Genomic DNA, 23,488 nt, shown 5'->3' with positions numbered 1-23,488 from the left:
GTACGTACCCCATTGTCCCGCACGCATCAACCTGCTCCGCCCCCGGGCCGTCCCCCCCCCCCCCCCCCCCCCCCGGGAGCCCCCGAAAAGGGGGCCCCCCCCCCCCCCACCCCGTATACGTTTACTCGTTCCCCGGCTACCCGGCCAGCAGCCGCTTCACCGCGGCGGCCACCCGGCCGCCCTCGGCCCGCCCGGCGACCTTCGGGTTCACGATCTTCATCACGGCCCCCATCGCCCGCGGCCCCTCGGCCCCGGCGGCCTTCGCCTCCGCGACGGCCTCGGCGACGATGCCGTTCAGCTCGTCGTCTCCGAGCTGCTGCGGCAGATAGGCGTCCAGCAGCTCACCCTCGGCCAGCTCCCGCGCGGCCTGCTCGGGCCGGTCGCCCTTGGTGAAGGCGTCAGCGGCCTCGCGCCGCTTCTTCGCCTCGCGGGCGATCACCTTCTGCACCTCGTCGTCGGAGAGCTCACGGGCGGTCTTGCCCGCGACCTCCTCCTTCGCGACGGCGGCGAGCGTGAGCCGGATCGTCGCCGAGCGCAGCTCGTCCCGCGCCCGGATGGAGGCGGTGAGGTCGTCCTTGAGCTTGGCCTTGAGCGTGGTCATAGGGAGAGTGTGACAGGTACCGGTCGTCTCCCGCCCACCCATTTCACCCCTGCGTCACGCTGTGCACCGATGTCACCACCGGACGAACCCACCGAAAGGCATCTTGATCACTCCGCCGCCCGCGCCCGGGGCCGCGTCTGCGACGATGGACCCATGCGCGCACGGTACGGAGTCCCCCTGGCTGTCACGGCGGTCGGCACCGCCGGAATCGTCTATGCGGCCGCCTTCGAGGTCCGCTCCTTCCGCCTCCGGAGACTCACCGTCCCCGTACTCCCGAAGGGCATGCGCCCCCTGCGCGTCCTCCAGGTCTCGGACATCCACATGGTCAGCGGCCAGCGCAAGAAGCGCGCCTGGCTCCAGTCCCTGGCGGGTCTGCGCCCCGATTTCGTGGTCAACACGGGCGACAACCTCTCCGACCCGGAGGGCGTACCGGAGACACTGGACGCGCTCGGCCCGCTGATGGAGTTCCCCGGCGTCTACGTCTTCGGCTCCAACGACTACTACGGCCCCACGCTCCGCAACCCGGCCCGCTACCTGCTGGAGAAGGTCCAGGGCCGCCACGGTCTCAACGGCAACGCCCCCGTGGTCGGCGCGGTCCACAACCCGTGGGAAGAACTGCGCGACGCCTTCGACGCGGCGGGCTGGGTGGGCCTCGGCAACACCCGCGGCCGGCTGAAGCTGGACGCCGGCGAGATCGCTTTCACGGGCCTCGACGACCCCCACATCAAGCGCGACCGCTACGAGAAGGTCGCGGGCGGCCCCGACCAGGACGCCGATCTGTCCCTGGCCGTGGTCCACGCCCCGTACCTGCGCACCCTCGACGCCTTCACCGCCGACGGCTACCCCCTGATCCTCGCGGGCCACACCCACGGCGGCCAGCTCTGCATCCCCTTCTACGGCGCCCTGGTCACCAACTGCGACCTCGACACCGACCGCGTCAAGGGCCTCTCCACCCACACCACGGCCTCCCGCACCTCCTACCTCCACGTCTCCGCCGGCTGCGGCACCAGCCGCTACACCCCGGTCCGCTTCGCCTGCCCCCCCGAGGCCACCCTCCTGACCCTCGTCGAGCGCCCGTAGCCACCACCCCGAAACCGGATTTCGCCCAGGGCCGCGGGTGGGCTAAAGTAATCGATGTCGCCACGACAGTGGTGACATCGGGGTGTGGCGCAGCTTGGCAGCGCGCTTCGTTCGGGACGAAGAGGTCGTGGGTTCAAATCCCGCCACCCCGACAGCTGAAACACCAGGTCAGGCCCGGTACTGAGAGATCAGTACCGGGCCTGACGTGCACCATAGGGGCATCCTGGGAGCCGCTGGGGAGCCGACTTCTCATGCGACTCCCCAGCGCTACCACCCTCAGAGGCCGAGTGCAGGGCCCGTGCAGCCAGCGCCCTAGAGGACACCCTGGACTTGGCCCTGGTCGACGATCGATGTATCTATGCATCCACCAAGGGGAGCTTCAGTGGGAAACAGTGGTGGTGCTGCTACACACTCCGGGATCGACTTCCAGCAGCGCATAGCAGCTCTCGTCATGAGCCACATGTTGTGTGACGCATCAGAACTTGACCTCCTAGGGTTCGGCGATGTGCAGGTCGACGAGCTGCGCTTCGAGACAGCCGACAAGGTCGACGACCTCGTACTCGTTGGCCCAGCTGGCCGGCTGTTCATCCAGGCGAAGAATACGATCAGCTTGTCGGCGGCCCCCTCATCGGACTTCGGATCCGTCTTGGCCCAGTTCGTCAGTCAGTACGTAGGCGACAATCGGCCTGGCGACGTCTACGTGATCGCGACCTCGACCGAAGCCTCCTCCAACGTGCGAAAGGTCCTTCGCAAGCTCACTGAGGCTGCCAGACTCAACGTGTCCAACAGCAAGGCGTCCCCTCTGACAAACGTGGAGAAGGACGTCCTGCAAAAGACCGAGACGATCATCAGCTACCACTATCAAGCCGTAGCCGGGGCTCCGATCTCTCCGGTGGAAATTCATCGCATCCTGGCCAGGATACGGATCTGCTCTCTAGACATCAGAGAAGGAGGGGCTTTGGAGGCCGCTGCTCTGCTGATGCTGGGCAGCAAGGCCGTGGTCCCGCCTCGATTGCTATGGAGCGCCCTGATCGCATTCTCGGTCTCTCTGGCGAGAGACCGCCTCTCTCTCAACGCCGCCGGCCTAAAGGAGCGCATGGGGCGGTACGTGAGTAAGCCAGCGGAGGACAACGGCAAGCGCGACGAAGTCACCTCAGAGATCTTCACGAAAGATCTTCTCGCTGGTCTCTCATACGGGCGGGAGGTAGTGCTCGTGCGAGCTCCGGTCGAGGAGTGCGACTTCCTCATCGCAGACGTGAGGCGGTTCGACGACGCCGGTGCGAGACGTGTGAAGTTCAGCGAGGGGTACGTAGAAATCGCCCAAGGAGAGCGGTGGGAACTCGTCGGCCGCTGGGCTACCTATGCAGGACTCGAACGCTATCTAGATCGTCACCTTGACAAGTACCAGGGCACACGGCTGGTCGTGGCGCCCTCCAACTTCACGGACAATCCGAACCAAGATCTCACGGCGCTCGCCCACGGAACCCAGTGCGCAGCCCTAGCCTCCAGTATTGAAGACCCCTTGCTCTGCAGGCACTGCGGTGACCCCATCTCGGAAGACGGAGCCCCATTGGTCGAAGTGGACGAGGAGGGCGTGCCAGCAGACATCGGCCTCGTCCATGAGGTATGCCGCACCCCCACAGACCGCGTCCTCGGAGGCATCGACGCAGCCCTTTTCCGAGAGAATGGGCTGCTACGCAACTTCGACTACAAGGGATGGCTGGCCGCTGTTCAGGGAGGGCAGTGGTTTTTTGGCGGCCTTCTGCAGTCCTCGTTGAAGCTCGCATCCATCGCCTGGAAATCCGAGTACGACGACTTTTCCCGAGGCACCTGGTGCATCGCGCTGTTTTTGGAAGACGGGGCCATGCACTACGTTACAGACCGTGGGCGAGTAAGCCGATTCTCAGCACCTCACGCCGCACAAGCCGCGGAAGAGATGAACCGTGGCATCTCCCAGGCTCGCGAGGCTGGTGATCCCTTCTGCTACACGGCCGACGGTTCCGTCTCTGGCACGTACTCCCGGCTACTCAGCCAAGGGCACGACCCTGCGCCCTGCACGGAAGCCAAGGTGGTGCAGTACACGCGAGCCATCGGAAACGCCTACTCCGACTGCAAGCAGTACTACGCCCCGCTCGCTTACCTTGTGGATACTGAGACTGGTGACCCCATCGCGGTGGAGGGCGTAATCTCACTGCTCCACAACCCACTGGAGCTGGACTCGTACGTCCAGAACTGGGCCCAAGCAGGCATCGAATTGCCAGACTTCACGGTGTCGACGATTTTGACCGACGAGCAGTTCGATCGCTTCATCCGACTGGCAATGACGCGTGGCATGGGTATCGTGATCAACCCGAAACTTACGCTCCGTGGAGAGCTGGTAAGTGGCTTCTGGGTAGAAAATTTCGAGCAGCTGGTGCGTTCCGCCTCAGCGACAAGCGCAAATAGCCTCGGTAGCGAGCCACTTGGTTGTCATCAGGGGGACGACCACTGAGACCGCCCCCTGACATCAGCTAATGGCCCACGGCCGCTCGTGTCCGCAATAGCTCGTTGAGGATCCCTACTGGAGAGGTGCGGCACATCAACAGACGCACGTCGAGTGCTGCCTCCCACCGCTCGGTCAGGCCGAGCATGAGGCGCTTGCGCATGCCCGGGGTGACGTGGGCGTAGCGGGCCGAGACGGAGCCGTCGATGTGGCCCATGCGCTCGTCCATGAGGACCTTCTCGGTGCCGAGGTCCTCCATCATCGTCCGGTGGGTGTGGCGGAGGCCATGGGGCGTGAGGCCCTTGGCGATCGGCAGCCAGCAGGCGTCGGCCCGATTGGCGGCGCCTCGTCCCCGTGCCGGGACGCCGGGCCACGGCTCGCCGAGCAGAGGGACAGGCCGGGCCTCCTGCGGTGCCTTCTTCGGGTACCAGCCGGAGACCGCAGGGGTGAACAGCCAGGTCGCAAAACCGTTTCTGCGCCAGTGGGCAGCAGGTGCCGGCGCCGCGCCGCCCCGAACGAACCCGAGGTCCGCGACAGCCTTCTCCACCCGTGCCCGCGTGGCTTCGGTGACACGGTCGGGGTGGTTGAGGACGTTGGAGACCGTCCCCGTGGAGACCCCGGCGAGACAGGCAACGTCGACGAGCTTCGCTCCCTGGTGCCCACCGGTGCGGGCCGCTCCCTGGCCACGGAGGACATACGTCCGTCCGTGGCAGGGGCAGGGCGTCGGCTTCGTATGGGCGATGTGGTTGAGGACCAGGGCCGACAGCCAGCCCATCGAGTCGATGGTTCGGTAGCTGTCATCCTTGGGCGGACAGCGGACCAGCTCACCGGTGTCCAGCTCGTACAGCTGCCACTCGATACGGAACGCGTGCGGCCGGACGAACTCCGTTTCCAGGCCGGCGATCTCGCCCCAGCGCTTGCCCGTGTAGCCCTTGAGGACCACGGCGACGAACTCGTCGTCGCGACCGGACAGCAGGGCGGCACGCTCGGCGGCCAGCAGGATGCCGAGTGCATCGGTGACGACCTTCTCCGGGCCGCGGTCCCGGGACCGGCCGGCGCGCTTGCCGCGCCCGCGCCGCCGGGCGGCCGGGTTGGAGGTGATCAGCCCTTCGTCGATCGCGTCCTCGAAGATCAGGTGGAGCGTCGAATGCCATGTCTTCACGCTGGAGGCCGCGTACACGGCCCGCTCCTTCTTCTCCCACAGCTCAACGTCCGTGCGGAGGACACCGCTCAGTGCCTTGCCCTCGAAGTCGGGGAGCAGGTGCTCCTCGATGTGGCGCTTGTAGTTCTGCATCGTCGAGGCGGCCAGGTCCTGGGCGGCATACCAACGGCCCGCGTACTCGCCGAAGGTCTCCAGGCCGAGCGCCGGGTCACGCCAGTCGCCGCGCCGGTACTTGTTCTCGGCCTCGCTCGCGGCGCGCTGGGCTTCGCCCTTGGTCGCGAACTTGATCGTCTTGCCGTTCTCGTCGACGACCGTGAGGTGTTTGCCGGGCTCGGTCTTGTACCGGCCGCGCCAGTAGTTTCCACGCTTCTCCGCGAAGCCCACGTTGCTTCTCCCTCCCCTCGTCGAGCTAGGCGGCGGTCCCGAAGCGGCTCTGGCGGGCTCGGCGAGGCAGCCGGGCGCGGAGCCGGGACGTGGGCACAGCAGCGGGCGAGGAGGAAGTGGGAGGAGTGGGCAGCGGTGCGGCCGACACTCGCTGCTGCGGAACGGCGGGGCGAGCCTCGTGCATATGGATGATCTCCACGAGGTGCTCAGCGGTGAAGCGGTAGGCGCGGCCGACGCGGGTGAAGGGAATGAGCCGCCGACGGGCACGGTCCTTGACCCACCAGGCGGAGCAGCCGAGGAAGGCGGCGACCTCCTCCGGGAGGTAGAGACGCGGCGGAGCGGCGTCCGAGTTCAGAGCAGGCGGTATGACGGATCGGCGCAAAGGGGGTGTCCTGTTCTGGCCAGGTGGTGTGGGGCGGCAACCCCGGTCTGGCCGGTCGATCGTTAGGGATGGCGTGGCGTGTTACCCGCGCCTGGGGTTTGCGGAACCAGGCTGGGCGTTGAGGAGGGGCTACTCCTCGGGGGAGTCGGCGTGGCCGGTGCCCCTCGGACCTCCGGGGGTGGGCCCGTGCGTGGCGAGGTTGGCCTGCATGAGGGCTTCGGCGATGGCGTTGGAGACCATGACTTCAGCCTCTTCGCTGATGTCGGGATGTTCGGCGATGTAGGCGTCGAAGGCGTCGCGGGCCTGGGTGAAGGCGTGGTTCGCGCGCTGGGTCTCCCGGTGGGCGGCCACGACGTCGTCGATGAGTTCCATGGCGCGGGCCTTGGCCGCGAGCCTCGGGGGCCCGACGAGGTTACGCAGGGAGACGCCGAAGACTTCGGCGAACCCGATGGCCTCGTCAAGGTTGATGCGGCGTTTGCGGTTCTCGATCCGCCAGACCGCAGACGGGTTCATGTCGAAGCCGGCCTCGTTGAGGCGGTCGGACAGGGCGTTGGTGCTCCACCCGCGGGCCTCGCGCTCCAGCTTGATCCGGACCGCGACGTTCTCCTCGCCACTGAGCAGAACGCCCTCCTGGCCGTCGTCCACCGTGAACACCTCCTTCCATGCGTGCAGGGCTGATCGTTCCCGGCTACCCCACAACCGTAACATGAATTCTGCGAGATGCAGAACACTACTGCGATTCGCAATTCCTGTGGCATGCTTGTAGGGCAGGACACGACCACGCCAACGAAGAAGCCCCCTGATGCCATCGGCACCAGGGGGCTCAAGCGCAAACCTCTCAACCGCCATCCCTAGCAATCGACCCGCGAGGCCGGGATTGCCGTCCCATATGGCCCGCGAGCAGAGGAGCTGAAGCCCAGTATGACCGACCCCCAGCCGAACACGCCATCCCCGACCGAGGACACCACCCCAAGGTCCGTGCCCTGGCCTCCGACCGCCGTCCCCGGTCAGCCGGGCAACACCACTCCGGCCGAGCCCACCCGTGGTGAGAAGCCCGAGGCGAACGGCCATGTCGAGCCGCTGTCCGAGGGCGCGCGGGTCCTGTCTGACCTGCGGGCGCAGGTCAAGCGGTTCGTGGTGCTTCCGAGCGAGGAGGCGGTGACCGCGGTCACCCTGTGGGTGGCGGCCACCCACCTGCAAACCGCGTGGCAGCACGCGCCTCGCCTCGCGGTGGTCGGACCGGCGAAGCGGTGCGGGAAGTCGCGGCTCCTGGACGTGGTGACCGAGACGGTGCACGCGCCGCTGATCACGGTCAACGCCAGCCCGGCGGCCATCTTCCGGTCGATCACCGAGAACCCGCCGACCCTGCTGGTCGACGAGGCCGACACCCTCTTCGGCACCCTCAAGGCCGCCGAGCGCAACGAGGACCTGCGCGGCCTCCTGAACGCCGGCCACCAGCGCAACCGGCCGACCCTGCGCGTGACCGGCCCCGAACACAAGCCGGTCAAGTTCCCCACCTTCGCCATGGCCGCCCTCGCCGGCATCGGCGACCTCCCCGACACGATCATGGACCGCTCCGTCGTCGTCCGGATGCGCCGCCGGGCAGCCGGTGAGACCGTGGCCGCCTTCCGCACCGGCCGCGACACCCCCGCCCTCAACGCGATACGCGACCGCCTCACCGCATGGCTCCACCCCCAGCACGCCGAAGCGATGGACATGGAACCGGCCATGCCGGTCGAAGACCGCGCCGCCGACACCTGGGAACCCCTGATCATCGTCGCCGACCTTGCCCAGGGCGAATGGCCCACCCTCGCCCGTACGGCCTGCCGGACCATGACCGCCCACGAGGCCGGACAGGACGAGGACGGAGCCCTGCGCACCCGGATCCTGACCGACATCCGCCGCGTCTTCGCCGCCGAAGGCGACCCCGCCACCCTGCGCACCGGCCGCCTCATCGAACAGCTCAACGCCGACACCGAAGCCCCCTGGGCCGAATACGGCCCCCACGGACTCACCCCACGCGGACTTCAACTTCTCCTGAAGGACTACGGCATCAGCTCCGCCAACCACCGCTTCCCCGGCGGAACCCAGGCCAAGGGCTTCGCCCGCCACCAGTTCACCGACGCCTGGGACCGCTACTGCCCCACCCCGGCCCCGCAGCAGGAACCCGCCCAGCCCGGCGCGTAACCCGTATCGACCCGTCCCACCCGTCCCCGCGCAGGTCAGCACGGGGACGGGTCCCGGGCTCGCAACGGGTCAACCCGACATCACCGCCCCACCCGTACCGCCCCTGACCAGCAACGGGACGACTGGGACGAGTCCAGCCAGCCCCAGCCCGGACCACAACCACACCGGCTTGGTCCGCCGGACCGGACCGCGGACCAGATGTGTACGTACAAAAGTGGTCCGCACGGACCGGACCGGTCTGCGGACCACACATTCCGCAGGTCAGCGCGATGCACCTGCTCTTGGTCCGCGAGACCACCGCTCTGGTCCGCAAGGCTGCGGACCATCTCCGGCATCGCGGACCACACACCGGACCAAGACGACCAGCCACTGAGCCACCCACTTGCGGTCGTCCGCTCCGGCTGGCCCCCGAACCCGGTCTCCCACCCCTCACCGACGCCGCCTCCAACCGACCCGAGCTTCGGCACGCCCCAGCCCTCCAATGACCGCCGCAGGGAGAAGACCCACATGCACGTCCATCACAGCGAGCGCACCATCGACCAGCAGGAGACGACCACACCCACAGCAACCAGCGCAGCAAGGTATGGCGTTGGACCGTCCAAGGGCCGGTCCAACGCGAACTCCTCCGCCCCAGGGGTGGCGGAGGTGATCGGGCACCAGGGGGTGCCCGAAGAGGAGAAGGCCGTCGACGACGGAGGTTCTGCCACCCTGCATCGCGTCGCCCGACGACGTGACCGCGAGGAAGTCCAGCGCAAGGAACGGGTCGATGTCCGCTACAGCGCCGAGGAGAAAGCCCGGATCGTCGGCAAGGCTCGCGAGCTGGAGATAGCCGGCGCGCACTTCGTCGGTGCCGTGGTCATGGCCTACCTCGACGGAGAACTCGCCAGCGGCCTGCCCGGACAGCGCACCCGCCTCGACGACCACCTCGACCGGCTCGACGCCCTGCGTACCGAGGTGGCCCGTATCGGAAACAACGTCAACCAGATCGCCCGCCGGCTGAACGCCGGAGGCGTTCCCCACCCTGGGGACACCGCCCTCCTCGACCGCGCCCACCAGACCCTCGGCACTGTGCGCGCCACTATCGCCGAGGTCGCCGGGGTCATGAACGAGACCGTCTCCGCGAAGGCGGCCGAATGATCGCGAGGGTCGGCAGCGGCAAGAGCACCGCTGGTCTCATCCGGTACCTGTTCGACACGAAGGAGGCCAAGGACCACACCGACCCGCACCTGGTCGCCTCCTGGGACGGCTTCGCCCCGGACCCTGGCCGGGCCGATGACTTCGACGCCACCAAGAAGCTCCTCGTCGCCGACCTCGACCTGCGGGTCAAGCAGGCCAGGTGGCTCGGCCGGGGACCCAAGCAGCACGTCTGGCACTGCTCGATCCGGGCCGCACCTGAGGATCGGATTCTCAGTGACGACGAGTGGGCGGACATCGCCCGGCGAATCGTCGCGGCCACCGGCATAGCCCCCGAGGGTGACCCGGACGGATGCCGGTGGGTGGCTGTGCGCCACGCCTCCGACCACATCCACATCGCCGCCACCAAAGTCCGGGGCGACCTGAACCCCGCGCGCCACTGGCACGACTACCTCAATGCCGACCGCGAGCTCGCCTCCATCGAGAAGGAGTACGGCCTCCGGCAGCTCGTCCGCGGAGACCGCACTGCCGCCCAGCGCCCCACCCGCGCCGAGAAGGAGAAGGCACTGCGGACCGGTCGGCAGACGACCAGTCGCGAGCACCTGCGTACCACCGTCCGTACCGTGGTCGCCGCCTCCACCAGTCCAGAGGAGTTCATCCGCGTACTGACCGGGGTGGAGGGCGTCCTCGTCGATGTCCAGCACTTCCCGTCCGGCGACATACGCGACTACAAGATCGCCCTCAGCGGCGACACCAACGCCCGGGGCGAGCCCATCTGGTTCTCCGGATCCAAGCTCGCACCCGACCTCTCCTATCCCCAGATCCGCCAACGCCTCGACGCCACCGAAGCACCACCAGCCGACCCGACTGGGACCCGCCGAAGGCCCGACCCCTGGCACCAGGCCACCGCCGCGTCCGAACGCATCCCGCACCACCTCGACCAGGCCGACGACGAGACCGCCCAGGCCCATATCGCCGCCTTCGGAGAAGCACTCGACGCCCTGCCGCTGGTCGCCCCCGACGACCTCCGTCCCCAGCTCCGCCAAGCCGCCACGGCCTTCGAACGAGCAACCCGCTCCCGGGTCCGGGCCCGGCACGACCAGGCCCGAGCCCTGCGCGGAGCCGTCCGCGCCTTGCGGACCGCACCAGCCGGCGGTGACAGCAGTGGACTGGCGATGTTCCTGGACATGGCCCTCCTGGCCGTCATCGCCACCGTCCGATGGCACCGGCTCCGTCACCACGACCAGCAAGTCGCAGCCGCCCAACAGACCCTGCTCCATCTCCGGGCCGCCTACGGTCAAGCAGCCGCCGCGCCCTTGGCCGCCCTCGCCGACCGCAGGCCACCGACCGACAAGGTGGCGCGGTTGGCCCAGCACATCCGGACGGTGGTCCCCGATCACGGGGAGACGGTCCTCGCCGACCCCGCCTGGCCCGCCCTGGCCACCGCTCTCTCGGAGGCCGAAACCGCAGGACATGACCCACGACGACTGCTCCAGGCCGGGACCCACCAGCGCACCCTGGATGACGCCGTTTCCCCTGCGGAGGTCCTCACCTGGCGGATCCGCCGCCTCGCCCACCGGCCACCGCCAAGCGACCGCGCCCTCGCAGCTCAGGCACGCTCGACCAGGGCTGCAAGGCCGATAGTCGTGCACCAGAACGAGCCCGTCGCCGCAACGCTGTTGAGCCCGACGCCACGGCCCAGTCCACGCCGATAGTCCGACCGCTGACGGCCTCCTTCGCTGCGTCCGAAGGAGGCCGTCGCTGTACCCGGGTCACGCCGTAGGCATCAGGTAACCGCTCGCCCCTCTTGGCTCAGATGCCCCCGTGGCACCGCGGCCCGCTGCTACGGTCCCCGCATGACGCACTCGGTCTCCGCTGTCCGCTCTGTCGACCTCCGAGTCGAGCCGGTCGACAAGGTTCTTGACCGCGTCGAGCGGTCCCTTCAGACCCGACTGGACCCGAGCACGGTGGTACGCAAACGCCGATCCGTCGGCGCACGGACCGACAGCGACACCTGGGTACGGGTGGAACGTCGGCCCCTCGACAGAATCACCGACCAGGGGTGGAACGGTACGGAGAGCGCAGCGCGCCTTGAGGGCGTCGCCCAGCCCGCGTGGCGGGGATGTGTGGTCTGGCAGGACGCGGACGAGCCGGTGATGTGGCGGGCCGACGAGACCGATCTCCTTCCCGGTACGCCGATCGGGACCGCCGTCCTAGCGGAGGAGCCGACGCTGTCGGAGGAGTGGTGGCGGGACTTCGGTTCTTCACTGGACGCGCTCGCACGGAACACGACCAAGCGCGTAGCCACTCCGGACACCGTCACGATCACACAGGAGCTGGTCAGCGGGTCGATCCGGGACGTGTTCCCCGAGGTGATCGACACGACCGTCGAGCGGTGGGTTCCGGCTCACGCCGACCTGAACTGGGCCAACATGAGCGCGCCCGTCTTCTCCCTCTTCGACTGGGAGGACTGGGGAAACGCCCCTCACGGGCTCGACGCCGGAACTCTATGGGCCGCCTCGCTCGCCGTCCCCGCTCTGGCCGACCGCGTACGACGCGAGCGGGGGCACGACTTCGAGAGCCGGGACGGCAAGCTGATGACGCTCTTCGTGTGCGCGAAGATCCTCGGGCCGGACGCGCACCCGGAAGACCCCAGGGTCGAACCCGCCCGGCACAGGGCACGTCAGGTCATCGCGGAGCTTCAGGCCGGCTGACCCATCGACCGCTCCCGGAGGAGGGTGCGGTACTCGTGGATCGTCCGCTCATCGGGCTCGGCGGCCAGGGCGTCGAGCAGTTCGCCCAGATGAGCCGGATCATCCGTGCCCACGGCCATGGTCCCGACACCCGGGAGGCAGTACGAGGCCCGAAAGGCTGCCTGGACACGGGAGAATCCTTCACCGCCTCGAAGGAAGACCCGGGGGTCGATCCGATCCCATACCGGGTCCCCCGTGCTGCCGCCGAAGGGGCTCATGCCCCACAACCGACTGCGGTCGAGGTCCCAGGCCGCCGCGAGGGCTTCGGCGGCGTCGAGCGTTCTGGTACCGACCAGCAGCCCGGCTCGCGCCATGAGGACCGACGGTTTCGGCGTGGTCGGATCGACCAGGCCGACCAGCGGTGACGGGTCCCAGGAGGCGACGCCCCAGGCACCGCACAGCCCCTTCGATGTGGCGTCGTCCAGCGCGGCGCACGCTTGGGCCAGTACGTCCCGGCCATGGGCGGAGGCGTCACCGAGGGAGTGGTCCGGGTTGTGCAGGAACACCAGGTCGGGCTCCCGTCCGAGATGCCGAGCGGCGTGTTCCACGGCCTCGTACAGCCGGACGGGGTCCAGAGAGTGCTCCACCCGCTCCCGTCCGGGGAAGTAGCCCACCTTCGTGGAGACCGTGAGCCTCGGCAGGAGATCACCGGCTATCCGCGCCAGGACGGTGTGCGAGCGGAAGCCGAGGTAGTTGGCGCTCGTGTCGATCGAGGTGACGCCGAGATCCAGCGCCCCTGTCAGGAGGCGGCGTTCGTGACGAGACCGGTGTAGCCCGAGGACAACTCGGGGGTGAGCACCGCGCACAGCTCCTCCTTCACCAGGATCTCGGCGACCTCCACCGCTTCGGACCCGACGACGGAGACCGCCCGGTCCAGCTGCACGGGCCTCCCGCTCAGCAGCAGCCGCAGCGAGGGCAGTGCCTTGGCCAGGAGAGTCAGCTTCTTCCCCGAGGCCAAGACGTCGACGGTCTCGCCGTTCTCCTCGATGCGCGGAGGGAAGTGGGTGGTGCACACCACGGCGTCGAGTGATCCGAAGACGTCCAGAAAGGGAACCTGCCGGGGAAGCGGCATCGCCTGCTCGTACGCGGCCAGGAAGTCGGCCGGCGAGCGCTCGGCGACCAGCTGTCCGGCGGCCTCCGTCAGGGTGTGGAACGCCTCTCCGTCACGACGGTCCAGGTCGTGCCGGAAGATCTCCTGCTCCCGGCACCAGTCGCCCAGCCACGCCAGCCAGCTCGCGCCGGTGCGCTTGGTGATCCCGAAGGTGACGTGGAGGCTCTTTCCCGACCCGTGGCCGTTACGAGTCGCCTGGTGCCAGTGGCCGCGGGGAATGTGCATCACGTCACCGGCTTTCATGACCCCTGACCAGATGATCTCCTCGCTCGGGGTGTCGTTGGGGTCGGCGTCCCGGTACAGAGGTACGGACCGAGACGTGCCCCGGACCTCCCAGCCCTTCTCCCCTGCCAGCTGGACGATCACCACGTCGTGGTCGTCCCAGTGCAGTGGGAAACCCGAGGCCTCGTTTGTCGTCAGATACGCGTTGACCTGGACGCGCTCGTGCGACCACCACTGGAGGGCCCGGCAGGCGGCCTCCATCGTCGGGTCGAAGACGTTGGCCTGGTCGAGGATGACCGTGGCCCCCTCCCCCAGCAGCCGGCCGAGGCTGTGCATGTTCACCATGGGGATGCTCTGGCCCCGGGGGCTGACGCTGTCGGTGAAGTAGATGGCCGGGTGCACTTCCTTGCTCTCCTGGAAGACCCGGAACTGCGGGCGGTTCATGCTCCGGCGCATGACGATGTCGAGCAGGCGGTTCGGGGTGAGTACGCGCGAGATGAGGCCCGGGTCGTCGATGCTTCCCCGCGCGAAGTCCTTGCCGAGTTCGCCCGCGCCGTTCCACCTGAGCGCCGCCTCGATGGCGCTGATCAACCGGTGTTCCATCAATTCCTCCTCATGAGATCGGCTGATAGGGAGCGGTGGGGTCCGCGGGCAGAACCACGGACCCCACCGCCGCCCGCTACTCGCTGTCGTGCAGGTTGCCGTCGCCTCCGGGCCACGGCGAGTCGCCGGAGCTGCCGGCGTTGTCCGACCGGAGGCTGTCGTACCGGTCGTGGACGGAGGTCAGCTCCTCGACCGCCACCAGGAGGCCGTTCCGGGCCGACGACGGTGTCGTGTTCTCTGCCACCTCGTTGTTCTCCTTCCTCTTGGGTTCCTCCCGCCGGCATTCCGGTGGAGGTTGGGGGGCCGCACCCCTGTTGGTGCTGGGTGCGGATGACATAGGGCACGGGTAGCCGGAGGTTCGGAGACCTCATCACGGCGTCAGCGAGCGGTGCGGGCGTCCCAGCGGATGTTGGCGTCCAGGACCCGCTGATCAAGCTCGTACAGACAGGCCCGGCAGGCGTACAGGGACGCATGCATTCCGCTGGACCGAACCGGGCCGATCCACGTCACCTCGACGTTCTGCCGTCCGCACCACAGCCAGCACTCGCCGTACGGCTGCCACTCGTGGCGATCCCACAGGGCGTGGGCGGTGGGCTCCCCCGTGCTCGGGTCAATGTCTCGGCGGGTAGGCCGGAAGACGATGTCCGGGTCGGGAAGAGGCGACGGGCGAAGCGGATACATCAGACGGCCGGGCGAAGCTGGGGCTCACACGGCGTCCGAGGACCAACCGATCTCAGTCCTGAAAGTGCGACCTCGGCCCAGACCCGCTTGCCGCGCCCGAGCGGCTCCCATCCCGACCGCACCGCAAGGGCGTCCACCAGGGCAAGGCCCCGGCCATGCTCGTTCTCAGTACCGAAGCTCCCTGTCCGGGGAGCCTCGTGGTTGCCGTCTCGCACGTCGATCAGCAGGCCGCTGGGACGCCCGAGAACGGTGATCGTGACAGGGCCCTCACCGTGGACCACCGCGTTGCTGACCAGTTCAGAGATGATGAGACGGATCGTCTCGGTCGTCTCCTCATCCATGAAGCCCCACGCGCGGACCCGCTCCACGACCGAGCGCCGGGCGATGGAGACCTCCTCTTCCCTGCCCATGAGGACGAGACGGGTGGCGAGCGAGGACATGGTGGATGCCTCCACAGAGTTGGAAGGCGGCTCCGCCAGGACAGGAACGCGAGCGAAGCCGTCGATCTGATGTCCGTCCGGGGCGAAGGTGCGAGCTCGGCCCGAGGACGACTGAGGTCCAGTCAACGGCCGGGCCCCTCGGGTACGGAACGTTTCTGGGGGGTTTCTCCAGGGGACGCCACCCTCGTACGTAGGGGTGGAATGCAGTGCCCGGCCGCCCTGTTGGGATACGACAGGAGTGATGACGTGCCCGGTGAGTCCTTAGCTGTCCACCCCTTGACCTTCGTCCGTCAGTCGCGCGGATGGGGGAAGGCCGAGTTCGCCCGCCTCATGCAGACGCGTGGCAAGCTGCTCGGCATCCCCCTGGCGACGAATCGCACGACGGTCTGGAAGTGGGAGCAAGGTCAGGAACCGGACGCGGACGCTCAGCGCGTGCTCAGTGACCTGCTGTCTGTTCCATACGAACGGGCGCAGGCGGAGGGCTGGCCTCGGTGGCTTCCGGTCTGGGAGGTGACGGGGCTCACCGCGCCTTGGACCGAGGCCGGCACCGTCGAGGCTCTGGCCGATCTCGTGGGGAGTGGACGGTTGGATCGACGAGGCTTTCTCACCATCACCGGCGCTACCTTGACAGGGCTCGCGTCGAGCTGGGTCGAAGCACCCTCCGCATTCGCCTCGGCGATCAACGGAGACCGCGTCACCGACGTGATGGTCTCGATGATCGAGCAGCGCGTCAGCACCCTTCGCACCCTCGATGATCAGCTGGGGGGTGCCCGGCTCCTGGAACAGGCCCGAGGCGACCTCTCCCTGGTCACGGGCCTGCTCAGCGGCGGCCGGTACACGGACGACATCCGGGTCCGCCTGTACGCGCTGGCCGCCCGGACCTCGCACCTGACCGGCTGGATGGCGTACGACGCGGGGCTGCGGTCCGCGGGCCAGCGGTACTACGTCGGGGCACTGCGCAGCGCCCGTACCGGCGGGGACGACGCCTTCGGCGCCTTCATCCTGGCCGAGATGGGCGTCCACGTCTCCGAAGCCGGACGTACGGCCGAGCGGGTCGACCTGATCTCGACCGGCATCGACAACGCTCCCCGCGCACTATCTCCCTCCGCTCAGTGCTTCCTCTACCTGCACAAGGCCGAGGCGCTGTCACGCGACGGTGATCACCAGAGGGCCGGCACAGCCCTCAACCGTGCCGCTTCCCTCTGGGAGCGCCAGACGGCGGGTGACGCCCCGGACTGGCTCGACTGGTTCGGCGAGGCGCAGGTGAAATCGACGGAGGGCAAGGTGCTACTCCGCGCGGGGCAGGTGGAGCGAGCGACGCGATCCCTGGAGGTCTCTGTCGAGCGGGCGGCGCCCCGGGACAAGGCCGTCCGTTCCAGTCGACTGGCCGAGGCCCGGCTGGCCGGTGGCGACCTGGACGGAGCGCTGGACGCCGCGAACTACGGGGCAGCGCTTCTGGAGGACAAGGTCAGTTCCGTGCGGGCGCTGGACCGCTTGAAGGAGTTCTCCTCCCAGCTCGAACCCCATCGGGCCGTCCCGTCCGTACGGGAATTCCGCGAGCGCCTCCAGGCCGTGCCCGTGGCAGCCTGATCATCGCTGCTCAGAGACTTACCCCTCAGAGCGGGCGTCCGTGAGTGCCAGGATGGGCGGCATGACGGTGATCAACGGTGAGGTCGCAGCAGGGTTCGAACCGGTACGGGAGGCGTTCGCGGCGAACTTCGCCGGGCGCGAGGACATCGGCGCGGCGGTCTGCGTCTACCAGGACGGCCGCCCCGTGGTGGACCTGTGGGCCGGCGTCGCCGACCCGGAAACCGGCCGCCTGTGGGAACGGGACACCCTTCAGCTCGTCTACTCGGCGACCAAGGGAGCGACCGCCACGGTGGCGCATCTGCTCGCCCAGCGCGGCTTGCTGGACCTGGACGCCCCGGTGGCCGAGTACTGGCCGGAGTTCGCCGCCAACAGCAAGGCGGAGATCCCGGTGCGCTGGCTGCTGTCCCACCAGGCCGGCCTGGTCGCCCTCGACGAGCCGGTGCCGCTGGACGAGGCACTGGCCTGGCACCCCATGACGGCGGCCCTGGCTGCCCAGCGCCCGCAGTGGACTCCGGGAACGGCGCACGGTTACCACGGCAGGACCTGGGGCTGGCTGGTCGGCGAAGTGATCCGCCAGGTGTCCGGCCGCACGCCGGGCCGCTTCTTCGCCGACGAGATCGCCGCACCGCTCGGGATCGACTTCTTCGTCGGGCTGCCGCCCGGTGAACGCGACCGGGTCAGCCGCATGGTGTACCGGAAGCCGGACGTCGACCTCACCACCGTGCCCGAAGAGTCGATCCCCGAGGACCTCCGTGACCTCGTCGCCGCCTGGCGCGACCCGAACTCGCTCAGCAACAGGGCTTTCGCGGTCACCGAGCCGGCGAACATCGACTTCGACTCCCCCGAGGTCCAGGCCGCGGAACTCCCCTCGTCCAACGGCATCGGCACCGCGCACGCGCTGGCGCGCATGTACGCCGCGCTGATCGGCGAGGTGGACGGGGTCCGCCTGCTCACCCCAGAGACGCTGGCTTCGGCGACCGAGGAGCAGGCCAGGGGACGAGACGAGGTCATGATGGTGCCGAGCCGATTCAGCTCCGGATTCATGCTGCCCACCGGCACCGTTCCCATGACCGGACCGGCTGCCTTCGGCCACACAGGCCGAGGCGGCTCACTCGGCTTCGCCGACCCGGAGCACGGCATCGCCTTCGGCTACGTCATGAACCACATCATCGGTGGGCCCGACGACATTCGAGCAACAACGCTGACCGAGGTGGTACGGAAGTCGCTGGCCTGAGTTCTCCGTGTATTCGGACTGGGATCGGGCGGCCTGCAGAAACGACATTGCATTCCTCGCGGGATGGCCAGTTGCCATCGCCATGCCTTTCCACGTCGTAACCTACCGTGCCAGACCGGGGGTTCTCAGACGTCATCACCAACGCCCTGACCGCAGAGAACTTGTATGCCATCAGGCAACGATGATGCACAGAAAAAGAAGCGACAGCCCGTAGAGGACGATGGCAAGATGTAGGTACACCCAGAGCCGGTGAAGCCGAACACGATGCATCCGTGGAAATCTTCGGTAATGCTCCATGCGTGCCCGAATTAGTTCTTCGTCGGAGCCCAACACTCCCTGCTCCACCAAGGTTCTGGTCAAGGCCCGAGCCTGGAAAAGGTGATAGGAAGCCCGCTCGTAGTACTTGGAAACGGCCACAGCGCCGTACGCGCCAGCCAGAACGACAAAGAAGCACAGAGGCATGACGTTCAGTGTGAACTCCTGCTGGACGATCAGCGCACTCAAGGCTGCCGTGACAACGATCAGTAGATTCGTCAGCGTGGAGCGCTGGGTTTCGCATTGCCGTAACTGCTCCCGGTGTTCCTTCCAATAGGAACGTATCGCCTCTTCTGACATCTCGGCCATGAAAAAACTCCTCATCTCCGCCCACCATGTCAACCGTTCAGTTCGCCCAAGAGCGACCGTCAGCACTGGAGACACCGTAGCGTGAGGATCTTCATCAGTAGTGTCCGCAGAGGACTCGACGAGGAGCGCGACTCCCTGCCTGGCCTGATCAGCGCATTGGGGCATACGCCTGTGCGATTCGAGGACTTCTCTGCACAGACCACACCCAGTCGGGAGGCCTGCCTGGCAGCGTTGGCATCTGCGGATGTCTGCCTTTTCCTGCTAGGCCCGAAGTACGGCCATATATTTCCCGAAACAGGACAGTCCGCAACTCACGACGAATGGGTGGCCGCTCAAGCAGCAGGCATACCTCGGCTGGTCTACCGCAAGCTGCAGGTAGAATTCGAGCCCGCTCAGGTCGATTTCACACGGATCGTACAAGCCTACGCCACTGGGGTGTTCCGCGATTCCTTCGAGACCACCTCGGAGCTTCAAACCAAGGTCGTACAGAAGATCAAAGAGCTGGAGGCTGGCACATCTCCTCTGTCCTTTGCCAGGCTGGCGGAGCCTCCTGAACTGCGCTGGACCATCGACGACACGAGTATGAATCCGTTGGCCGGCAACGATGTTCCCCTGCTGGAGCTTCACATCCTGCCCCTGAACTTCGTCGGCCACTCGGATCGCGAGCTGGAACAGCTCAGCACATCGCTGGTGGACCGGATCCGAACCGCCGGACTGATCCGGGGCGACGTTGCCCTGTCGCCCTCCAGATCCCGAGATCACGTAGCAGTAAGCGTCCCGTCCGGGCGGCCCCGATCATGGGATGCGCCACAACCTGGCGAACTCGCGGAAGTACGTCTCTACAAGACAGGCCAAATCTCCACCCGAGCCACGCTCCCCAAGGACGGCTTGGGCTCGATTCTGGACCCCGAGGCCCTGCCTCAGCAGATCACTGACCTGTTGAAGTTCATCGGTGCGTTGAACATCGTCCAGCAAGATCGGATCGTCGTCGCGGCGGGCGTGTCGTGCAGCGCACTGACCAGTGTCGACAGGTTCGATCCCCACCAGTCGCGGCGTAGTGCCCGGCTGTCCCACCCCTCGAACTTCGCCCTTCGAACCGAAGCCGATGAGTCCGTCACACTGGCTGCTCTGAGCACCGGGGCCAAGGAAGTCGCAGGACCTCTCTCACGAGCCCTGGTCAGACAGCACCCGACTGCGCGCTAGCACTCCAGGAGCGGGAGCCGCTTGGGAGCCGATACGCTCTCTCAACCCACCGCAGGCCCCGCGAAACCAACGGGCACAGTGGACCTGACCTGCACAAATGCAATCCTCGCAGGCCAGGCCAGCGCCCGAACCTCATTCGGGACGAAGAGGTCGTGGGTTCAAATCCCGCCACCCCGACGCTGAAGTACCAGGTCAGAGGGCCCTTACCGAATCGGTAAGGGTCCTCTGGCGTTGCTGCGTGTCTATCTGCGTGACTGTCGATTCCCGCGTCACTACCGCCGCTGATGAATGCTGCCGAACAGAGCCGTGCGGACCGCACGACGGAAACCGCGATTCGGTGGCACGGTGATCGTTCCTCGCACGACATGGCGGTGACGTCGTCCGTCGACGGGGGCTGTACGCCGAGCCGGACACGGAGATTCATCGGGTCGACATCGCGATCCTACGGCCCCGGTGTGCGGCGGCGGTCTTGCGGGCATGCACAGCGGGGGCAGCAGGTTCGGCCGGAGCTGGTGGAGGCTCGGCAAGCGAGGGTTCGGCGGTGGTCCTCGCGCCTGGCAAAATCACCAGCACAATGGCAGCGGGGTGGGAGGCCTTCGATGGGTAGCCAGTTGCGTGTCGGTGAGGTGCTGCGGTCCTCGCGGAACAGAGACCCGTCCATCGAGGTCATGGACGGTTACCCGAATATCCACCACTGCACGGCTTCGCGGGTTCTCGCTCCGATACAGCTGAGCAAGGGGATCAACCCGATCGCCGAGGTGGAGATCGCACGCGTGGCACGGCGGCCAGCGATACTCATCCGTTCCAGCCCCTGGAAGGCCGGTTCCGTCGAAACGCCATGGCACGACGAGTTCAACCTGGAATACGGCCGCGTCACCTACTTTGGAGACCATCGCGCAGATCATGCCGTTCCCGTGGGTGAGACGCCGGGCAACAAGCTGCTGCAAAAGGCATGGCCGAGCCATCGAGCAGCGACCGTGCAGGAGCGAGAAATGGCTGCACCACTGCTCGTCTTCGCAACGGTCACGCGTAACAAGTCTCCCAAGGGCTACGTGAAGTTCTGCGGCTTGGCGGTCATCGAAGGCTCTGCCGTGATCGAGCAGCGCGACAAGGGGCAGCGTTTCCCCAACTTCCGCTATGAGCTGACCCTTCTCGATCTGGAGTCAGAAGGCGACCTGTTGAACTGGGACTGGATCGAAGCACGCGGCAATGAGAAGTTCTCGACGGCCGAGACGCTGGAACTTGCTCCGCGATCTTGGCGTCGTTGGGTGGAAGGTGGCCATGCCATCCTGCCGGAGGTGCGGCAACGTCCCCTTCAGCTGGAGGAAAACGGAGTCCGTCCTCGATCGATCGGCCACGCCGCGGGCGAGCACACGTTGACGCCCGATTCTCTACAGAAGTCGAGCAGCCCCGTTCCCGGAGCCGAGCCCGACCAGCAGCCGACGCTCACGTCGGACCTGCTCATGGAGAAGCTGAGGAATCTCAGGGTTCATCGGAAGGATGGACGCCCGAGTCGACACAAGCCCCTGACCCTGATGTGGGCCATCGCGAGGAACTCCCGCGGAGCGGCGCGGCTCTCTCCCTGGCCGGAGTTCCGCGACGAGGTGGGCAAGCTGTTGATCGAGTTCGGCCGCCCCCAGTCGTCCCCGACGCCGGAGTACCCGTTCTGGCATCTGCGGACGAGCGGGCTATGGGACATAGATGGCCTCCCTGCGGAGCACTCAGGAACGATCAGCATCTCAGCCCTCGACAGGTCCAAGCCTCAGGCAGGGTTCACTCACCAGGCCGATCGGCTGTTGAGAGACCCGTTCGTACGGTCCCAGGCAATTGCCGTCCTACGAGAGACCTACTTCGCCGATATCACTCAGCACGGGCTGATGGAGCAACTCGGTTTGGCCGGCTACGAGAACGCGAGCGGCTTGGAGGTAGGAGAGGAAGCAGAGGAGCAGCAAGGCCCTGCCGCTCGCCGACCCACGAGCACGTCCCGCATAGTGCGCGATGTCGGTCTGGCCAATAGAGTCAAGGAAATGCACGCCGATCACTGCCAGGTCTGTGGAGAACAACTGGCGAAACGGTTCGGCACGTACAGCGAAGCGGCTCATATTCGTGGTCTCGGCCAACCACACAACGGCCCGGACGACCTCACCAACCTGCTCGTATTGTGCCCCAATCACCATGTCCAGTTTGATACGTTGGCGATTTACATCGACCCGGCCGGAGCCGTCCGTTCGACAGCAGACGGCAGCCATCAGGGCATTCTGCGGCGACTTCCGGAGCACCGCATCAACGAAGCCCACCTGCGATATCACCGTGCTCTTTGTGGCAGGGACACTCCGAACTGAGAAACCCTCGGTCAGGCTCATCAAGGCCGGTACGCCCTGAGCCGTCCCGGTCTGCCGGCCAGAGGGCCGGTGAGCTTGCTCACCGGCCCTCTGGTTTTTTGTGCGGCAGTCGCTGCGGCTTATGGCGTCCCGCGCTTATGGATCTTATTTTTCGGGGTCTCCCGAGGGCTTGCGGAAGGGTCAGGGGCGGGGGATCCAGTCGGTGGCGCCGAGGGGGTAGTCGTAGCCGGGGCGGTCGGTGTTGGCGCTGGTGCGGAAGGGGGTGCCCTCGTTGTCGATGCGGAGGGTGCCGCGGTGGGGGCCGCTGGACCAGGTCAGGGTGAGGTACCAGCGGATGTCGTGGGCCGCGGTGCGGGCCGTGATGTAGAAGACCTCCGGGTCGGATTCGTCGACCTTGTACGGGAAGTCGCGCTGGCCGTTCCCGGCCGTGACCGTGGGGCTGCCGACGTCCAGGGCGATGTCGAAGGACTTGGTGTCGACTCCGCCGCCGCAGCCGACGCCCATCGCGTAGTCGTTCCAGGGCAGGGGGGTGGTCTTGGCGACGACGTTGACGTGCAGAGCTTCCAGGACGACCGTGTTCGCGCCGGTGCCCTGGACGGTGAGGGCGACCCGTTGTTCGTTCGAGGAGACCGCGCCGTACGCGGCGGCCCAGCGGGGGGCGTCCTGTTCGTTCGCCGGCGGACCGACCTGTTCGGGGGCGCTGTCGACGAGGAAGTACTGGCTGCACGGGGTGTCGTAGACATAGGGGCGGGTGCTGACCGTGAGCGGGGCGGCGGCCGTGCCGGGGGCGATCGCCTCGCGCTCGACCGTTAGGCGGTCGTCGTCGGCCGAGAAGGGGGAGACGGTGATCATCACGGCTCCCAGCACGGCCACCGCGGCGACGGTGGCGGCGATCACCTTGGTACGGGGGCGCCGGGGCGGCTCCGGTGAGGGTGGTGGCGTACTCGGGCGGTCCGGTCTGCGGCCGCGGGACGCGTCCGCCAGGATCCAGAGTCGGTGGAGCTCCATCAGCTCCTGCGGCCCGGCCCGGCAGACCCGGGCGAAGCGTTCCACTGGCGCGTACTCGTGGGGGACCGCGGTGCCGTTGCAGTAGCGGTGCAGCGTCGAGGTGCTCAGATGGAGTCGCTTGGCGAGCGTCCCGTAGCTCAGGCCCGAGCGCTCCTTGAGCTGTCGCAGCAGCGTCGCGAACTCCTCGTTCCGCCCGGACTCCGCTGTACCCGACACCTGTACCTCCTTCGCGGTCGTATCCCGTTCACGCGTTCCAGGGGAACGA

The 23,488-nt window shown here is 67.4% G+C and carries 20 protein-coding genes and 1 tRNA gene; 11 read left to right on the top strand and 10 right to left on the bottom strand.

What is annotated here, in order from left to right:
* Positions 1–136: 136 nt before the first annotated feature.
* Positions 137–601, bottom strand: coding sequence for a GatB/YqeY domain-containing protein (locus ACFXG1_RS01010; protein ID WP_384707778.1), 465 nt, complete (start codon positions 599–601; stop codon positions 137–139).
* A gap of 153 nt (positions 602–754) precedes the next feature.
* On the opposite strand from ACFXG1_RS01010, the gene ACFXG1_RS01005 reads away from it, so the two are divergent.
* From ACFXG1_RS01005 to ACFXG1_RS00995, 3 genes are all read left to right on the top strand, one after another.
* On the top strand, positions 755–1,681 hold the full coding sequence (locus ACFXG1_RS01005) for a metallophosphoesterase (protein WP_384707775.1): 927 nt from the start codon (positions 755–757) through the stop codon (positions 1,679–1,681).
* Between the two features lie 78 nt (positions 1,682–1,759).
* Positions 1,760–1,833, top strand: a tRNA-Pro gene (locus ACFXG1_RS01000).
* A 230-nt stretch (positions 1,834–2,063) separates the two neighbouring features.
* Positions 2,064–4,172 (top strand): hypothetical protein, encoded by a 2,109-nt coding sequence (locus ACFXG1_RS00995; protein WP_384707772.1) that lies wholly within the window; start codon positions 2,064–2,066, stop codon positions 4,170–4,172.
* Positions 4,173–4,191: 19 nt separating this feature from the next.
* On the opposite strand, the gene ACFXG1_RS00990 is transcribed toward ACFXG1_RS00995, so the two are convergent.
* The 3 genes from ACFXG1_RS00990 to ACFXG1_RS00980 all read right to left on the bottom strand — a co-directional run bounded on the left by ACFXG1_RS00990 (position 4,192) and on the right by ACFXG1_RS00980 (position 6,745).
* Positions 4,192–5,709 carry a LacI family DNA-binding transcriptional regulator gene (locus ACFXG1_RS00990; protein WP_384707769.1) on the bottom strand — a complete coding sequence of 506 codons (1,518 nt, stop codon included), beginning with the start codon at positions 5,707–5,709 and terminating at the stop codon, positions 4,192–4,194.
* Positions 5,710–5,734: 25 nt separating this feature from the next.
* Positions 5,735–6,091, bottom strand: coding sequence for a helix-turn-helix domain-containing protein (locus tag ACFXG1_RS00985; protein ID WP_384707766.1), 357 nt, complete (start codon positions 6,089–6,091; stop codon positions 5,735–5,737).
* Between the two features lie 129 nt (positions 6,092–6,220).
* Positions 6,221–6,745, bottom strand: coding sequence for a helix-turn-helix domain-containing protein (locus tag ACFXG1_RS00980; RefSeq protein ID WP_384707763.1), 525 nt, complete (start codon positions 6,743–6,745; stop codon positions 6,221–6,223).
* A gap of 267 nt (positions 6,746–7,012) precedes the next feature.
* Between ACFXG1_RS00980 and ACFXG1_RS00975 the strand changes: the two genes are divergently transcribed.
* The 4 genes from ACFXG1_RS00975 (at position 7,013) to ACFXG1_RS00960 (ending at position 12,126) form a co-directional block, all read left to right on the top strand.
* A complete protein-coding gene (locus ACFXG1_RS00975) occupies positions 7,013–8,278 on the top strand; it encodes a DUF3631 domain-containing protein (protein WP_384707760.1) in 1,266 nt (421 codons plus the stop codon).
* A gap of 645 nt (positions 8,279–8,923) precedes the next feature.
* Positions 8,924–9,415, top strand: a complete 492-nt coding sequence (gene mobC / locus ACFXG1_RS00970; protein WP_384707757.1) for a plasmid mobilization relaxosome protein MobC — start codon at positions 8,924–8,926, stop codon at positions 9,413–9,415.
* Entirely contained in the window at positions 9,412–11,127 is a 1,716-nt protein-coding gene (locus tag ACFXG1_RS00965; RefSeq protein WP_384707754.1) for a relaxase/mobilization nuclease domain-containing protein, read from the top strand. The genes mobC and ACFXG1_RS00965 overlap by 4 nt, the downstream gene beginning before the upstream one ends.
* A gap of 141 nt (positions 11,128–11,268) precedes the next feature.
* Positions 11,269–12,126 (top strand): hypothetical protein, encoded by an 858-nt coding sequence (locus tag ACFXG1_RS00960; protein WP_384707751.1) that lies wholly within the window; start codon positions 11,269–11,271, stop codon positions 12,124–12,126.
* On the opposite strand, the gene ACFXG1_RS00955 is transcribed toward ACFXG1_RS00960, so the two are convergent.
* The 4 genes from ACFXG1_RS00955 to ACFXG1_RS00940 form a co-directional block, all read right to left on the bottom strand.
* Positions 12,114–12,971, bottom strand: a complete 858-nt coding sequence (locus ACFXG1_RS00955; protein ID WP_384707748.1) for an aldo/keto reductase — start codon at positions 12,969–12,971, stop codon at positions 12,114–12,116. The two genes, ACFXG1_RS00960 and ACFXG1_RS00955, sit on opposite strands and share 13 nt — an antisense overlap.
* Entirely contained in the window at positions 12,905–14,101 is a 1,197-nt protein-coding gene (locus ACFXG1_RS00950; protein ID WP_384707745.1) for a JmjC domain-containing protein, read from the bottom strand. The genes ACFXG1_RS00955 and ACFXG1_RS00950 overlap by 67 nt, the downstream gene beginning before the upstream one ends.
* Positions 14,102–14,177: 76 nt before the next feature.
* Positions 14,178–14,345: a hypothetical protein gene (locus ACFXG1_RS00945; protein WP_153480196.1), complete on the bottom strand. Its 168-nt coding sequence runs from the start codon at positions 14,343–14,345 to the stop codon at positions 14,178–14,180.
* 436 nt (positions 14,346–14,781) lie between these two features.
* A complete protein-coding gene (locus ACFXG1_RS00940; RefSeq protein ID WP_384707739.1) occupies positions 14,782–15,222 on the bottom strand; it encodes an ATP-binding protein in 441 nt (146 codons plus the stop codon).
* A 201-nt stretch (positions 15,223–15,423) separates the two neighbouring features.
* On the opposite strand from ACFXG1_RS00940, the gene ACFXG1_RS00935 reads away from it, so the two are divergent.
* Both ACFXG1_RS00935 and ACFXG1_RS00930 read left to right on the top strand, forming a co-directional pair.
* Positions 15,424–16,812, top strand: a complete 1,389-nt coding sequence (locus tag ACFXG1_RS00935) for a transcriptional regulator (protein WP_384707737.1) — start codon at positions 15,424–15,426, stop codon at positions 16,810–16,812.
* Positions 16,813–16,873: 61 nt separating this feature from the next.
* Positions 16,874–18,046: a serine hydrolase domain-containing protein gene (locus ACFXG1_RS00930; protein WP_384707734.1), complete on the top strand. Its 1,173-nt coding sequence runs from the start codon at positions 16,874–16,876 to the stop codon at positions 18,044–18,046.
* Positions 18,047–18,217: 171 nt separating this feature from the next.
* Here ACFXG1_RS00930 and ACFXG1_RS00925 read toward each other — a convergent pair whose 3' ends face one another.
* Positions 18,218–18,670 (bottom strand): hypothetical protein, encoded by a 453-nt coding sequence (locus ACFXG1_RS00925; RefSeq protein ID WP_384707731.1) that lies wholly within the window; start codon positions 18,668–18,670, stop codon positions 18,218–18,220.
* Between the two features lie 81 nt (positions 18,671–18,751).
* Between ACFXG1_RS00925 and ACFXG1_RS00920 the strand changes: the two genes are divergently transcribed.
* Both ACFXG1_RS00920 and ACFXG1_RS00915 read left to right on the top strand, forming a co-directional pair.
* Positions 18,752–19,873: a DUF4062 domain-containing protein gene (locus tag ACFXG1_RS00920; protein ID WP_384707728.1), complete on the top strand. Its 1,122-nt coding sequence runs from the start codon at positions 18,752–18,754 to the stop codon at positions 19,871–19,873.
* Between the two features lie 599 nt (positions 19,874–20,472).
* Positions 20,473–22,215: an HNH endonuclease gene (locus ACFXG1_RS00915; protein ID WP_384707725.1), complete on the top strand. Its 1,743-nt coding sequence runs from the start codon at positions 20,473–20,475 to the stop codon at positions 22,213–22,215.
* Positions 22,216–22,395: 180 nt separating this feature from the next.
* Here the strand turns inward: ACFXG1_RS00915 and ACFXG1_RS00910 are convergent, their stop codons facing one another.
* Positions 22,396–23,439, bottom strand: a complete 1,044-nt coding sequence (locus ACFXG1_RS00910) for a helix-turn-helix domain-containing protein (protein ID WP_384707722.1) — start codon at positions 23,437–23,439, stop codon at positions 22,396–22,398.
* Positions 23,440–23,488: the final 49 nt, after the last annotated feature.

Origin of the sequence: Streptomyces sp. NPDC059248 (genome assembly GCF_042753905.1) — a bacterium.
GTDB lineage: Bacteria > Actinomycetota > Actinomycetes > Streptomycetales > Streptomycetaceae > Streptomyces.
Note: the sequence above shows the minus strand (reverse complement) of the source record. Positions and strands in the feature narration are given on the sequence as shown.

Excerpts from the sequence above, each read along its gene's own strand:
- ACFXG1_RS01010 (WP_384707778.1), bottom strand. The coding sequence starts at position 601 with ATGACCACGCTCAAGGCCAAGCTCAAGGACGACCTCACCGCCTCCATC.
- ACFXG1_RS01005 (WP_384707775.1), top strand. The coding sequence starts at position 755 with ATGCGCGCACGGTACGGAGTCCCCCTGGCTGTCACGGCGGTCGGCACC.
- ACFXG1_RS00975 (WP_384707760.1), top strand. The coding sequence starts at position 7,013 with ATGACCGACCCCCAGCCGAACACGCCATCCCCGACCGAGGACACCACC.
- ACFXG1_RS00965 (WP_384707754.1), top strand. The coding sequence starts at position 9,412 with ATGATCGCGAGGGTCGGCAGCGGCAAGAGCACCGCTGGTCTCATCCGG.
- ACFXG1_RS00960 (WP_384707751.1), top strand. The coding sequence starts at position 11,269 with ATGACGCACTCGGTCTCCGCTGTCCGCTCTGTCGACCTCCGAGTCGAG.
- ACFXG1_RS00950 (WP_384707745.1), bottom strand. The coding sequence starts at position 14,101 with ATGGAACACCGGTTGATCAGCGCCATCGAGGCGGCGCTCAGGTGGAAC.
- ACFXG1_RS00940 (WP_384707739.1), bottom strand. The coding sequence starts at position 15,222 with ATGTCCTCGCTCGCCACCCGTCTCGTCCTCATGGGCAGGGAAGAGGAG.
- ACFXG1_RS00935 (WP_384707737.1), top strand. The coding sequence starts at position 15,424 with ATGCAGTGCCCGGCCGCCCTGTTGGGATACGACAGGAGTGATGACGTG.
- ACFXG1_RS00930 (WP_384707734.1), top strand. The coding sequence starts at position 16,874 with ATGACGGTGATCAACGGTGAGGTCGCAGCAGGGTTCGAACCGGTACGG.
- ACFXG1_RS00925 (WP_384707731.1), bottom strand. The coding sequence starts at position 18,670 with ATGGCCGAGATGTCAGAAGAGGCGATACGTTCCTATTGGAAGGAACAC.
- ACFXG1_RS00915 (WP_384707725.1), top strand. The coding sequence starts at position 20,473 with ATGGGTAGCCAGTTGCGTGTCGGTGAGGTGCTGCGGTCCTCGCGGAAC.